A 14,713-nucleotide genomic window follows, 5' to 3' on the forward strand; every position below is an offset into this window, starting at 1 on the left:
CGCCTTCGGCGCAGCCGGTGCCTCGGCAGGAGCGGATTCGGCGGCCGGAGCCGCCGGGGCGGCCTTCTTGGCGCCCGGGGCCTTGAGCCCGCCCTTCATCTGCAGTCCGCCCGGCTTGGCGGCGGGTGCAGCGGGAGCTTCGGCTGCGGCGCCGTCACCGGAAGCCTTCGCGCCGGGAGCCTTCAGACCGCCCTTCATCTGCAGTCCGCCCGGCTTCGCGCCGGGAGCCTTGGCGGCGCCCTTCATCTGAAGACCATCGGCCGGGGCCGTCTTGGGGGCTGCCGGCGTCGCGGCCGCCTCCTCGATCTCCTCGACGCGTTCCTTCTCCTCGGTCTCGGCGACGGCCTCGGACGCCACGGCGGCGCCCTTCGAGTCCGCGGCCGGGGCGGGAGCGGGCCGCTCACTCGGGATCACCTTGAGGTTCTCGCCGAGCTGCGCCGGTTCGAGACGCGTGATCGAGTCGAGCATGAGCTGCGCGACGTCGACGACCTCGACGCCCTCACCCTCGCCCTTCTCCTGGCGAGCGGTGACACCGTCGTTGAGCATGACGCGGCAGAACGGGCAGCCGGTGGCGATCTTCGACGGACTCGTCGACAGCGCTTCGTCGACGCGGTCGATGTTGATCCGCTTGCCGATCTTCTCTTCCATCCACATGCGGGCACCACCGGCACCACAGCACATGGATCGCTCGCCGTGCCGCGGCATCTCGGTGAGCTTCGCACCGGACGCTGCCATGAGCTCGCGCGGCGCGTCGTACACCTTGTTGTGGCGGCCGAGGAAGCAGGGATCGTGGTAGGTCACGTCCTGGCTCACCGACGCCACCGGCACCAGCTTCTTCTGCCGCACGAGGCGGTTGAGCAGCTGGGTGTGGTGGACGACCTCGTAGTTACCGCCGACCTGCGGGTACTCGTTGTTGAGCGCGTTGAAGCAGTGCGCACAGGTGACGACGATCTTGCGCTTGGAGTCCTCGACGCCTTCGAACACCGAGTTCAGCGTCTCGATGTTCTGCATCGCGAGCTGCTGGAACAGGAACTCGTTGCCCGCGCGACGTGCCGAGTCGCCGGTGCAGGTCTCCTCGGCGCCGAGCACCATGAACTTCACGCCGGCGGTCGCGAGCAACTCGGCGACGGCCTTGGTGGTCTTCTTGGCCCGGTCCTCGTAGGCACCGGCGCAGCCGACCCAGAACAGGTACTCGTAGTCGGCGAAGGTGTCCGCGTCCTGACCGAACACCGGAACGTCGAAGTCGAGTTCGGAGATCCAGTTGAGCCGGTCCTTGGCGTTCTGGCCCCACGGGTTGCCCTTGTTCTCGAGGTTCTTGAACAGACCCGCGAGCTCGGACGGGAAGTCGGACTCGATGAGCACCTGGTAGCGGCGCATGTCGATGATGTGGTCGACGTGCTCGATGTCCACCGGGCACTGCTCGACGCAGGCACCGCAGTTGGTGCAGCTCCACAGCGTTTCCGTGTCGATGACGGGCGCGAGCTCGCCCTCGACGGTCTCGCCGACGAGCCTGCGGTCGGTCTCGGCCAGCGCTGCGGCCGGGATCTTTCCGAGCTTGGCTTCGTCCGGGTTGCCCTCGGCGTCGACCAGCCCGATCTCGTCGCCGCCGAGGTCCTTGCGGCCACCGGCGAGCAGGTAGGGCGCCTTGGCGTAGCCGTGGTCGCGCAGCGAGGTGATGAGCAGCTTGGGCGACAGCGGCTTGCCGGTGTTCCAGGCCGGGCACTGCGACTGGCAGCGGCCGCACTCGGTGCACGTGGTGAAGTCGAGCCAGCCCTTCCAGGAGAAGTCCTCGATCTTCCCGGCACCGAAGGTGTCGGTGTCCGGATCGGCCGTCTCCATGTCGATGGCCTTGCCCTTCGACGTCATCGGCTTCGCGGCACCGAGGGCGACGCCACCGTCGTCTTCACGCTTGAAGTAGATGTTGAAGAACGCGGCGAAGCGGTGCCAGGCGACACCCCACGTGATGTTGCGGCCGACGACGTACAGCCAGATCATGCCGGACATCAACTTCACGAACGCGAAGATCGACACCATCACGGCGCTCGCCGGCAGCAGCTTGGCGAGGTTCATCGTGAAGAAGTCGGTCCACGGGTTGGCGTGGCCGTAGGTCGCGATCTTGCCGGCCTTGACGAAGATCATGCCGAGGCCCTCGATGAGGACGACGGTCTCGACGAAGTACGCCGCCCGGAAGTCGGAGCCGGCGAAACGCGAGAGCCGCTCGGGCTTCCGCGGGTGGTTCAGCTGCCGAATGATGATCAGGGCAGTGATGCCGATCACGGTTCCGAGGCCGAGCAGTTCGTCGATCAGGTGGTAGACGGCGGTGTTGCCGATCAGCGGCCAGTGGAACGCCGGGTCGAAGGTCTGGCCGTAGGCCTCGAACCAGACGATCGCGCCGAGCATGAAGCCGACCATCACCAGCCAGTGGGCCCAGCCCACGGTGCGGAACTTGCTCATCCGGGTGTGTGCGACGAACTCGACGAGCATCTGCTTGAAGCGCGGGAAGAACGGCTGCCACCGATCCGGAGCCGGCTGGCCGATCCGGACGACGTTGACCATCTTCATCGCGCCACCGATGAACGAGTACCAGCACACCAGACTGAGCAGCACGCCGATCGTGCCCAACGTGATCGTCAGGGCATTCATAGGTGGCCTTTCGTGTCGGGGGCGGCCGCGGCCGCCTGGTATAAGCCCACGCATCGTAACCCGAACTAAGTTACCAGCCGGTAGCTATAGGAAGTTACCGGCCAGTAGTCTAGTCTCGCGGTGCTGCGGCGCGGTGCCTGGTGGAGGTCGGCCGCGTGGGGGGCGGCCGAATTGCCGCATCGCGCCGTAGCGTGAGTGTCCGCCCACGGTAAGCGTTAAACCTTTCGACTCATTGAGTCAGGCATACCTAACGTGCGGTAACCGGTCACGCTTCGGCATCCCTACCGTCGAGTCGGGCAACAGACCGGCAACGGATTCGGCACATTCCGGACGCGACGATCCCTGTGATGTCGGTTATGATGCTGCGCGAGATGTGCTTCGCGCACCCGCGATCAGGGCCTACGGTGCGCAGGGGCGCATTGGTGTCAGAACTTGGGGGGCGTCCGTCGGGGGCGTGCGCCGAAGTCACAGAACGGAATCGAATGAAGTTCAGGAAGCTCGCCGCCGTGGCGGCGATGACCATCGCTGCCGTCGGCCTCACCGCCGGCACGTCCTACGCCGCTCCGGCGGTCACGGCACCGGAGAAGATCAACTACGAGTCCAAGGTCGACGGCGAGTCCGTCGTCACCGTCATCGACGCCGGTACCTTCCAGGTTTCCGGGGACGGCAAGAATGTCGAACTGCAGGACGGCGACGGCAACGCGGTCGTCAGCCTTCCCCTGGCTTTCCAGCTCGGGGATCTGCAGCTGCCTTTCGAGCGGGAGATCAGCGAGGACGGCAAGACCCTCACCCTCACCCCGGTCACCGACATGTCCCAGGCGACTCCGGTCGCTCCGGAGGACAAGACGGCTCCGAGCCTGAACCCCGTCAGCCTGGCGCTGAAGGATGTCGCGTCGCCTGAGGAGAACCTCAAGGCTCAGCAGAACTTCAGCTCGCAGCTCGCGATCGCCTCTGCAGTCGGTGGTTTGACCGGCGGCATCATCGGGTGTGTCATCGGTGCGGTGGCCGGCGGTATTCCGACCGCCCTCATCGCTGCACTTCCCGGGTGTGCCGCAGGTTTCGGCATCGGCAGTGTCGTCGGTACCATCGCTGCCGGCGGCCCGACGCTGATCGTCGCCGGAATCGGCCTGATCCAGACCCTGATGGCCCCTCCGGGCACCACTCAGTGGGCTGAGTAGTCCCAAGCAATCCAACTGCGGCCCCCCGCCATGGCGGGGGGCCGCAGTTGTCTTCGGAGCTCAGGAGTTGAGCGTGATCAACCGGAAGAGATGCACCACTATCTCGACGGCGTAGCCCACGATATCGACCCCGACCAGCAACAGATCTGTTGACACCGGCCACTCACCTTCTGTCGAACCGGCCGTCAGCGGACGCCGGGATATGCAATAGTCCGGCCGCGGAACACTCCGCAGCCGGACTTCGGGACGCTCAGGATCCTAAACCGGTCGGCTGGTTTCCGATCGTCGCGCCCGGTGCGACACGCCGCACAGCACGAGGGCCCGCCTCCGGTCGGAGGCGGGCCCTCGGGGACCACTCACAGTGACGCTCTCACAGAGCGACGATCACCAGGTGCGCACGCGCAGCCCGGGGTTCTCGGCGAGGACCGCGGAGATCGGCGTCGCGAACAGCTCCGGCGACTCGCCGAGCAGACCGCTGACCACGCCGGCGATCTCGCACATGCCGTACTGGCCGACGTTCGAGGCGCTGGAGATGCCCAGGGCGAGGGTGCCGGTGACGATCGTGCCGCCGCTGTCGCCCTGCAGGGCGCACAGGTTGGTGGAAAAGCCGTCCCTCAGCACCCGGTGGCCGACCTCGACGGTCTGACCCGCCGCGGTCACGACACCGCAGCTGTAGCCCGAGCGGACGCCGGACTTGCACGCGGGCGCACCGACGACGGGCTCGGCGATACCGGTGATCGGCAGCGGCGCCGCGAGCGGCACCCGCACCCCGTTGTTCTCGAACCGGCCCTGTGCCTCGGCGGTGGGCCGGATCAGGGCGTAGTCGTGGCCGTCCAGGCTGGTCTTCTCGAAGGTGCCGAGCTGCTGGCCGAGGTCCTCGCCGATCAGGTGGTACACCTTCGACGCGTACTCGGTGCCGGCGGACGGCCGGTTCGGGTCGCAGTGCCCGGCGGTGATGTTGACCGGCCGGTCCGAGCCGTCGACGGCGTTGAAGCCGAGCGAGCAGCGCAGACCATCACCGGCGCCGAGGGCGGCGTAGGCGTCCCCGCCGAACAGGGCCGTGGGGGCGGCGAGATCGGCGACGGGCTGCAGGTCTCCTGCGGCCGGCTCCGGGACGAGCGGTGCGGGCGCGAACAGCACCCGGGCGCCCTGCAGGAAGTCGGGCAGCTCGATCCCGGCGACGTTCTCGGTGCGCAGCACGACGTCGTTGTGCACGACGTCGATGGCGACGCCGCGCACCAGGTCGGCGACGGCGGGCGGCTGGGTGGCCAGCCAGTCGTTCAGCGCTTTCAGTTCGTCGCGCAGCTGCGTCTCGGTGCGGTCGGTGTCCTCGACGGTGAATCCGGCGTCCTCGGCGGCCTCGCGGGCGGCGTCGTAGCCCTCACCCTCGGTCAGCCCCACCTTCGGCGTGCCGTCCTGCTCGAGCCACACACCGGAGAACACGGCAGCGAACTGCTCCCGCGCCGTCTCGGCGAAGCGGGCCAGCTCCTGGCTGCGGGCAGCGTCCGTCAGGTACCGCTCGGGGCTCATCTGCAGGTCCCGGGCCAGCGCCTCCACGAGTTCGTTCGGCAGCGCCGTCGCCTCGATCGGGGCCGGTTCGGCCTGGGCGATGGCGGCGGCGGGGCCGAACAGCATGAGCGCTGCCGAACCGTAGACCGCTGCTCGACGGGCGAAGGAGCGTCGCATGGATGCCTTCCTCGTTGATCTCCGCGACGGTGCGCGGAGATGCCGGCCCCGGGCGGGCCGGTGCTGGACGGGACGATCATATGGGTTCGGCGGCGTGTACACCCAGCCGCGCGAACCGGTCAGGCCGCCGCGCCGGTGCGCACCCGCGCGCCGGTCTCGGCCTCGATGTCCTGGATCGCGATGCCCAGGCTGGACGTGCCGCCCTGCGGGGCGAGGACGAGGTTGGCTTCCACGCAGTCCGGGGCGCCGGAGCTGTTGGAGCCGCTGATCACCCCGAGCGCGAGGGTGCCGGTGACGATGGCGCCGCCGCTGTCGCCGGAGAGGGTGCAGGCGGTGGTCGCGAAGCCCCGGATCGTGGTGCTCGTGCCGTCGGCGCGGACCAGCTGGGTCTCGATCCGGTCGGCGGCGACGATGCCGCACGTGAAGTACGACGACTGCCCGGACTTGCACACCGGGGCGCCGGCGACGGGCGCCGCGGTGCCGGTGACGGTGAGCGTCGAGCCGTTGCCGCCGCGGATCACGGGCCGGTTCAGGCCGACGTCCACGCCCGCCTGGTCGAGGCCGATGATGCCGTAGTCCAGGGTGCTGCCCTCGCCGACGGTCGAGCGGGTGAACGCGCCGATCTTCACGCTCTCGTCGATGTTCTCCCGGTTGGGCAGGTAGACGGTGGAGCCGCCGTCCTCGCGGGCGACCGCGTCGCAGTGGCCGGCGGTGATGTTGACGGCCGACCCGTCGGCGTCGACGGCGTTGAAGCCGAACGAGCACACGCCGATGCGGTCGAGCGGCGTCGAGCGGACGTCGCCGTCGGCGGTGATGTAGGTGTCGCCCCCGAGCGGGCCCGGCTCGTTCGGCGGCTGGCCGGGGGTGAGCATGACCTGGACGTTGGCGATGAGCGTCGGCAGGTTCAGGGCGCGGCCGGCGGGGCTGTTGGCGATGTCGACGATCAGCCGGTTGTTGAACACGTCGATCGACGTCGAGTTCACCTGGGAGGCCAGTTCGCGGGGCAGCGCGGCGACCCAGCGGTTCAGCTCGGCGAGGGACCGCTCGAGCCCGTCCGCGGACACCGGCGCGACGGTGACGTGGTAGCCGTCGTTCTCGGCCTGCCGGGCAGCGTCGGGGTTGGTGACCGCGACGACGGGCTTACCGTCGGTGCCCAGCCATGCCCCGGCGAAGTCGTCCGGCCGTTCGGCGCGGAAGGTGCGCGCGTAGTCCGCGAGTTCCTGGGCGCGTTCGGACCGCTCGAGGTACTCGTCGGCGCTGATCTTCAGGTCCCGGCTGATGGCCTCGACGAGTTCGGCGGGCAGCTGATCCACCGGCAGCTGGTCGGCCGGGGCCGCGTGGGCGGTCGCGGCGAGCGGCCCGGCCAGCAGCAGCGCCGACGCCGCAGCGACGACGACACGGCGGACGGTGGTACGAGCAGCGGCGCGCGACGCCGACGAGTAACGCATGGGGGCCCTTCGAGAATGTGTTGACGGGTTTCGTGCGTGATCGTGCCGCGGGAGCGAGCACGACCGTGTGACAGCGTACGGGACGGTTGGTCTCACTCCGGTGCCTCGGAACCGGTGGTGTCCGTTGGGTCCGGTTCCGTGGTTCCGGTGGGCGTGGACGTGACCGTCGTGGTCGGCGCGACGGTCGTGGTGGCGGTGGGGGTCGTCGTCCGGGTGGGCCGGTCCCGTTCCCGGGTGGCCGCGCTCGTGGTGGGTTCGGCCGTGGTCGAACGCGTGGTGGTGGTGGGTGCCGGGCGGGATGTGGTGGACCGGGTCGACGGGGCGACCGCGGCCGCGGGCAGCGGCTCGGTGACGGCGGGCCACGAGTCGACGGGCCCCGAGTCGACGGCGACCGGCGCCGCGTCGGGGGTGGTCGCCGGGGCGGCGGTGGTACCGGTCGGTGTCCCGGTGGTCGACGGCACCTGCACGGCGCTCGACAGCGACTCGTAGGCGGCGCCCGCTTCCCGCACGGGGGTCTCCGCCGGGGTGTCCCGCAGCGAGAACACCAGGGCACCCATTCCCACGAGCAGCGCGACGGCGGCCGCGACGGCGCCGCTGACGACGAGCCGGTTGGGTGGGACGCGGTCCGGCTCGGCGGATCCCCGGTCGGTAACGGTCGCCGCGACGGCGGGGCCGGCGTCGGCACGGGGTTCGGGGGCGACACGGGGTTCGGGGGCGGCAGGGGGCTCGAGCGGTGTGCGTGCGGCGGCGGCCGAGCGGACCGCCGGGATGATCCGGGTGGCGCCGACCATGTCCGCCGACCCGGCCGCGGCCGCGAGCGCCGCGCCCCGCACCACCGTGTGCTGCGGCTGCGGCGGCAGCACGCACCGCACGCCCATCCCGGCCTTCACGGCCTGCGCGACGAGCTGTGCCGCCGACGGGTCCACGGGGTCCTCGGTGCTGATCACGACGGCATCGAGGTTGCTGACGAGCCAGCCGAACGCGCCGAGCGCGGCCGACAGCTGCGCGGGCACCGACGGGGCGTCGCCCTCCGGATAGCGGAACGCGCGGCCCGCGGCGACACCGGAACGCACGAGCGTCACCGTCGATCCGCCGGCGTCGAGGTGATAGACGGCGACGAGCCGACCGCTCTGCTGCGCGACCCGCGCCTCGAACCACGCCGCGACGGCCTCGGCGTCGGAGATGAGGGCGACGTGCCGCAACCCGACGTAGTCGAGGGCGTTGCGCAGCACCGCGACGGTGGCCGGGGACCATTCGGTGGGATGCGCGGCGGCCACCGTCGCCGGGGCGTCGCCGACCAGGGGCGCGGCGTCGGCGAGGAGGCATTCCATCGCGGTCGCCACGAGGTCCTCGGCGCGGGAGAGCGCACCGTCCTCGGCGCGCACCCCGGCCGGGTCGCCCACACGGTCGACGAAGCCGGCGAAGGAGCTGCACCCGCCGGCACCGGGGTCGCGGACGCCGAGTGTGGCCGTGCCGTCGGAGTGCAGGTGCAAGTGGGTGAGGCGTTCGACCGGTTCGGGGTCGGGACGGATGCCCTCGGCGGAGGTGACGGCCACGGCGGACACGGTGGTGCCGACTTTCAGGCCCACGCCTACGGACATGCGGAAGTCCCCCCGTTCCCACTGGTTGCCGGTTGCCGAGCCTCGGCCCCGTGCCCGAGCGCGCGGAGCATCGAGATGAGCTCCGATCGCGAGCCGGCGCCGAGCCGCCGCCGGATGCGCGCGACGTGATGCTCGACAGTCTTCGCGGAAATGTACAGGCGGGACCCTACTTCGCGGTAGGTCAGTCCGGCGACGACGAGGTCGGCGACCTCCGCCTCCCGATCCGACAGGGGACTCGGGGCCATCGGCGCGGCGGCAGCGGGCGCCGGCGCGGGGGAGCGCGGCGCGGCCGACGGGTGCCGCACCGCCCGTGCGACCTGCAGCAAGGCCGTCGCCGTCGCGGTGTCGCCCACCCGCAACGCGGCCTCGCCGGCCAGTCGTGCCCCGTCCCAGGGCAGGCCGATCGCGGCAAGTGACTCCGCCGCCGCCTGCACCCGCGCCGGATCGGCGTCGCCCTGCAGCACCCGCAGCCACGCCTGCCCGGCCCGCGCCAGGGCGGCCGCGTAGGCGGTGGACTCCGCCGCCGACCCGAGCGCGCGGGCGTGCGGCAACAGCTCCGCGGGCCGGTCCGCGGCGATGGCCGCCTGCACCCCGTACCAGTGCAGCGTCGCGCCCCACAGCGGCGGTTCACCGAGGGTCGACAGGAGCTCCTGCGCCTGAGCGACCAGATGGGCGATGCGGTCGGCCTCGCCGAGCCGGACCGCTGCGAGCCACAACTCGCCGAGGGGCAGCAGGCTCAGCAGGTCCACCGAGTATGCGGCCACCACGCCCTGCGCCGCGGTCCAGGCGGCGGTCAGCGCGCCGACGTCGCCGCCGCGGCGGGCCAGGCCCACCCGCAGCCCGTGCAGGAACAGCTGGTCCCGCTGCTCGGTCGCCGAGGGGGCGAGCTCGTCGGCGGCGGCCGTGGCCACCGGCAGGTCCCCGCCGATCAGCGCCGTCCACGCCGCGAGCAGGCGGTGCCGCACGGACGGCACGGTGCTGGGGCGGCCGAGCACGGCGGCGGCATGGACGAGTTCGCCGGAATGCAGGCACAGCAGTGCCGTGACCGCCTCCGGGGTGTCCGGCAGCAGCCGCGTCCGGTCGCCGGTGCCGTGCACGGACAGGGCCCGCGTGAGGCTGTTCATCGCGACGCGCCCGTCGCCACCGACGGACTCGCGCAGGCCGGCGGCCAGCAGCTGCGCCGCCGCCGCGGACGACGTCGGTGCCGGCGCAGCCGTGCCGAACCGGGCAGCGGCGCCGGGACGGCCCGCGGCGAGCAGCACCGTCGCGGCGACGGGCGCATCGGCACCCGCGCGCTCGGGTCCGAGCCACTCGTACAGATCCGCGCTGCGACCGAGCATGCCGCGGCGCGCGGCGACGGTCGCGGCGATGCGGGTCGCGGCGGTCAGCTCGTCGCCGGGCAGGGTTGCGGCCCGGTCGAGCAGCCGATCGGTGAGCTGTGCGGCGGTGGCGAGATCACCGGCGAGCCCGGCGGTCTCGGCGCGGCGCACATCGAGCGCGTCGGCGTCGGCACCGGCGCGGATCGCGGCGTCGTACAGCGGGAGGGCCTGCGCGGGCGCGGCCTCGGCGGCGAGCATCACGAGACGGTCCGCGAGACGGGCGTCGGCCACGCCCGCGTCGGCGAGCGCGCGGGCGGTGTCGGCGGACAGCAGCCCCGCGTCGAGACGCAGCGCCGCCAGCCGGTGCGCGAGCGTGCGGACGCCGTGGGATCCGAGGACGGTGGCGGGCACCGCGGCGGCCGCGGGGATCGGGACGTCGCCGTCGACGGTGAGCAGGCCACTGGCTCGCGCGGCGTCGACGAGCTCCCGCGCGCGGTCCGCCTCGACGCCGAGGACGGAGGCGACCTCGAGCGGATCGAGGGTGCCGCCGAGAGCGGCGAGGACCAGCACCCGGGGCAGGTCCGGGTCGCCACCGGCGAGCCGGTCCCGGACGCGGGCCGCGGCGGCCCGTCGGGGATCGGTGCCGTCGCGCAGTGCCACGAGGGCCGCGTCCACGACGTCGCGGGTCCCGCCGGTCAGGCGGTGCACCGCGCGGATCGGTTCCGGACGCGGCGTGAGTCCGAGAGTCGCTGCCCGACCGGCGATTTCGCGTGGGCTGAGGGGGCGCAGTTCGACGAGCGCCGAGTGCGCGCCGAACGCGGACGACAACGCGCGCAGATCGCTGCGGTGAGGCCGCGGCTCCGTCGCGACGACCACCGCCCGCTCGCCGCGCCGCACCTGCTCGGCGAGCGCGAGGACGGACTCGGCGGGCAGGGTGTGTGCGTCGTCGACCACCAGCGCCGACGTCGCGGGCGAATCCGGATCGGTGCCGACGGTGAGGCCCCGATCGGCGAGCGTCTGCCGCACCGAGGACAGCAACGCGGACTTGCCGCTGCCGGCGGGACCGGCGAGCAGCAGCCGGGGCGGACTCGCGGCGACGGCGTGCGCGACGTCGCGCGGCAGGGAAACGGGTTGCGGCATCGGTCAGTTGCCGAGAAGTCCGCCGACGCCGTCGACGACGCCACCGACGGCGCCGCCGACCCCTTCGACGACACCGCCGACCGCGTTGCCGGCGCCGCCGACGACCGCACCGGCACCCTCACCGGCACCGCCGAGGGCATCACCGACCTGGGAACCGTAGTTCGGGGCGGGCGCCGGCGCGGGAGCCGGGGCGGGGGCGGGAGCCGGGGGAGGGGTCGTCGTGGGGACGGGGGCGACGGTGCCCGGTGCGACGGTGCCCGGGGCGACGGCGCCGGGGGCCGGTGCGCCCGGCGCCGCACCGGGCGCGGTGGTGCCCGCGGGAACGGACCCGGCAGGGGCGACGGTCCCGGGCGCCCCGGGCGTCGCCGCCGTGGCCGCGGCCCGCGTGCCCGGTGTCGTCGCGGGCACGGCACTGCTCGTGCCGGAGCCGGTGGTCGCGGTCGTCGCCGGCCCCCCGGCCGAGGCGGGGGTCGCGCCCGGGACGGTCGCGGAAGTGGCGGCGCCGACGCCGGCCTCCGAGGCGTCGGACGTGCCGAGCGTCCCCACCGCGAGACCACCCGCACCGAGCAGAACGAGCGCAGCGGCCGCGGCCCCCGCGAGCACGTAGCGCCGCGACCGGGAGGGAGCCGGAGCCGCCGCGGCGGCCGGAGCCGGGGCGGGGACGACGGCCGGGCGGACCGGCGAGATCGCCTCGGTCGGCCGGGCGGTCGTCACCGGCAGCACGGTGGTGGGCACATCGTCGTCCACCGGGGCGGCGACCGCGGTTCCCGCCCGTGGCTGGGCCGCCCCGAGGGCCGCCGTGTGGGCCGGATGCGGCCCGGCCACCACCGCGACGCCCAGCTCCGCCGAGAGCAGCTCGGCGACGAGAGGGATCGCGCCGCCGCCACCGGTGAGCAGCACCCGCCCCACATCCGACGGCTCGACCCCGGCCCCGCGCAGCGCCTCGTGCACCAGCGCCGTCGACGCCTGCAGCGGGCCGCGGGCCAGTTCCTCGAACTCGTCGCGTACGAGACGCACGTCCCGCCGCACCCCGGGCAGATCGATCGCGACGACCGTCTCGGTGTCGGTCGACAGCTGCTCCTTCGCGGCTCTCGACCGGGTACGCAGCTCCGCCAGCGCCGCCGTCATCGGCGCGGCGAACGGATCGAAGTCGGGGACGTCGTCGCGCACGGTGTCCAGCAGATGGGTGGTGACCAGATGGTCGAGGTGACCGCCGCACACGTCCTCGCTCGCGATCGGACGGCCGAGAAGAACCGGTTCGGCGCCGGTGCGCACCACCGAGACGTCGAGCGTGCGGGCGCCCAGGTCGTAGACGACGACCACCCCGTCGCCGAGGGGACCCCGGGTGGCCTCGAGCCAGCGCACCGCGGCGATCGGCTCGGGCATCAGCGTCACGTCCGCGAGCCCCGCCCGCGACAGGGCCTCGCGCAGCGCGTCGACGGTGTAACCGGCCCAGGTCGCCGGATGCGCCACCGTGATCGCGGGGGCCTCCGGCAGGTCGAGCGAGGCCTCGTGCACCAGGCAGCCGATCGCCGTCGCGGTCAGGTCCGCCCCGGAGTACGACGCTCCGTTGTCGGCGAGCACACCGACGGGATCCCCGACGCGGCTCACGAAGTCGGTGAACACCAGCGCCCCCGGGGCGGCCGGCCGGTGACCGAGGTGCGGCGCGTCGTCGGGGGGAAGGTGCAGTTCGCTGGCACGGGACAGGACGACCGGACGGTACGTGTCGGCGCGATCGAACGCGGTGGCCGCCACCGAATCCGCCGAACCGATCGTGACTCCGAGCCCTGCTGCCATGTCGTTTCGCTCCCTGTTCGGGGCGGACGTATCCGCCGTGTCGCGTTGAATGTCGTAATCGGACACGATGTCGTTAGCCCGATACGAGACCTTCGACCCTGGTGCGGGGGCGATCCCCCTGTCCGCCCCGATCCCCTAATGCGCACCCCCGTACGGGCCCCGGACCGAGGGGGGTCTCGGCCCCCTTGGGCGGGGGACCGGCCGTTCGTAGCGTGAATCGCAGAACACCGACCCCAGGAGATGCGATGTCCACCAACGCTGTGCTCGACTTCATCCTCAGCCTGCTGCGCGACGACGAGGCCCTCGCCCGCTACTGCGCGAACCCCGACACCGCCCTGGCCCAGGCCGGGCTGGCCGACGTGTGCCACGCCGACATCGTCGCCGTCGCGCCCCTCGTCGCCGACAGCGGACTGTTCGCGGGCACGGCCGCAGAGCTGACCGCGGCGCTCGGCGGGGCGGCGGGCGCGGCCGGCGCCATCGGAGCCGGTGCGGCCGGTGCCATCGGGGCCGGTGCGGCCGGTGGTCTCGCCGGGGGTCTGGCCGGCGGTGCGGGTCTCGGTCTCGCCGGCGGTGCGGGGCTCGGCCTCGCGGGTGCCGTCGGCAGTGGCCTCGGCGGCGGCCTCGGTATCGACACCGACTTCGCGGCCGAGCTGGCCGCCGGCCTCACCGGCACACTGGGCGCGGCCCTGGAACTCGGCGGTGATCTCGGTGCCGCCCTCGGCGCGGCGTTCGGCGCGGCCCTCGGCGCGGGCGGTGCCCTCGGCGGCATCGGTTCCGGTGCCCTGGACCTGGCGGGCGACCTGGACCTGGGCGCGGTGCTCTCCGGGGCACTCGCCGGCGGTCTCGGACTCGATGCCGCAACCGGGGTCGTCGCGGACCTGGGCGCAGCGCTCGATGCGGCGCTCGGCGCCACGGCCGGGACGGCGCTCGACCTGTCCGGTGCACTCGAGGCCGCCTTCGGGGTCGGTGGCGAGCTCGGCGGCCAGCTCGGCGGGGCGCTGGGCGGGCTGCTCGACACGGCACTCGCCGCGGGCGGCGACTTCTCCGCCGCCGTCGAGGCGGCCCTCGCCGGAGGCGCGGACCTCGCGACGGCCGTCGGCGCGACCCTCGGCGGCACGCTCGGGCTGGGCACCGAACTCACCGCGCAGCTCGGCGGCGCCCTCGACTCCGTCCTCGAACTCGGAACCGGCCTCGCCGGCGGTCTGGACCTCGGCGGCGGTCTCGACGCCGTCACCGGCGTGACCGCCGGACTCGGTGCCTCCCTGTCGGCTCTGCTCGAGGCCGGCGGCTCCGTCGCCGGTGATCTCGGCGGCACGCTCGGCGCCGTGCTCGAGGCCGGCGCCGACGGGGGGCTCGTCGGGGGCATCGACCTCGGCGCCCTCCTCGGCGGCGACGCCGCCGGCGACCTGGACCTCGGCACCGCGGTCGGCGGGTTGCTCGGCGGCGCGCTCGGCCTCGAGAACTCCGCCACCCTCGAACTCGGCAACGCCCTCGACGTCGCGCTCGACCTGTCCGCATCCGTCGAATCGAGCGCCGACGGCACCCTGTCCGCGGTGCTCGCCTCCGCGTTCTCCGTCGGCGGGGAGGCCGGCGCGAATCTCGGTTCCGCGCTCGGTGGCGTGCTCGAGGCGGGCCTCGGTGGCGTGCTCGAGGCGGGCCTCGGTGGCACCGTCGACTCCACCGTGGACCTCGGTTCGCAACTGGCCACCACCATCGGCGGTGGGCTCGGCGTCGACGCCGACCTGACCGGTCAGCTCGGCTACGCCCTCGACGGTGCGCTCGACCTCGGCGGGCAGCTCGCCGGTGGCGGCGAGGCGGCAGGTGATCTGGCCGGTGGTCTGACGGGTGGGCTCGACGGTGCGGCGGATCTGGGTGCGGGCCTCGGTGGGGGTCTGGCCGGT

General features: G+C 73.1%; 8 protein-coding genes. 2 read left to right on the forward strand and 6 right to left on the reverse strand.

Translation table 11 applies throughout. The annotated features are described in order from the left end of the window. On the reverse strand, positions 1-2,643 hold a 2,643-nt coding region (locus RR3_RS18280), incomplete at its 3' end, for a (Fe-S)-binding protein (RefSeq protein WP_072786515.1). A gap of 482 nt (positions 2,644-3,125) precedes the next feature. Here RR3_RS18280 and RR3_RS18285 point away from each other — a divergent pair. Then, positions 3,126-3,821, forward strand: a complete 696-nt coding sequence (locus RR3_RS18285) for a DUF8020 domain-containing protein (protein ID WP_010593270.1) — start codon at positions 3,126-3,128, stop codon at positions 3,819-3,821. 384 nt (positions 3,822-4,205) lie between these two features. On the opposite strand, the gene RR3_RS18290 is transcribed toward RR3_RS18285, so the two are convergent. The 5 genes from RR3_RS18290 to RR3_RS18310 all read right to left on the reverse strand — a co-directional run bounded on the left by RR3_RS18290 (position 4,206) and on the right by RR3_RS18310 (position 12,812). Then, a complete protein-coding gene (locus RR3_RS18290) occupies positions 4,206-5,507 on the reverse strand; it encodes a S1 family peptidase (protein ID WP_059174335.1) in 1,302 nt (433 codons plus the stop codon). Between the two features lie 119 nt (positions 5,508-5,626). Next, complete coding sequence (locus tag RR3_RS18295; protein WP_040270590.1) at positions 5,627-6,955, reverse strand: S1 family peptidase; 1,329 nt, start codon at positions 6,953-6,955, stop codon at positions 5,627-5,629. Positions 6,956-7,047: 92 nt separating this feature from the next. After that, the gene (locus RR3_RS18300) at positions 7,048-8,556 is read right to left on the reverse strand and encodes an Hsp70 family protein (protein ID WP_072786517.1); all 1,509 of its coding nucleotides are present in this window, start codon (positions 8,554-8,556) and stop codon (positions 7,048-7,050) included. After that, positions 8,547-11,015, reverse strand: coding sequence for a LuxR C-terminal-related transcriptional regulator (locus RR3_RS18305; protein WP_048772074.1), 2,469 nt, complete (start codon positions 11,013-11,015; stop codon positions 8,547-8,549). Before RR3_RS18305 ends, RR3_RS18300 begins: the two co-directional genes overlap by 10 nt. Positions 11,016-11,018: 3 nt before the next feature. Beyond that, entirely contained in the window at positions 11,019-12,812 is a 1,794-nt protein-coding gene (locus tag RR3_RS18310) for an Hsp70 family protein (protein ID WP_072786519.1), read from the reverse strand. 245 nt (positions 12,813-13,057) lie between these two features. Between RR3_RS18310 and RR3_RS18315 the strand changes: the two genes are divergently transcribed. Further along, positions 13,058-14,713: IniB N-terminal domain-containing protein (locus RR3_RS18315; protein WP_064066642.1), on the forward strand; the 1,656-nt coding region annotated here is incomplete at its 3' end.

The organism is Rhodococcus ruber NBRC 15591 (assembly GCF_001894945.1).
Classification (GTDB): domain Bacteria; phylum Actinomycetota; class Actinomycetes; order Mycobacteriales; family Mycobacteriaceae; genus Rhodococcus; species Rhodococcus ruber.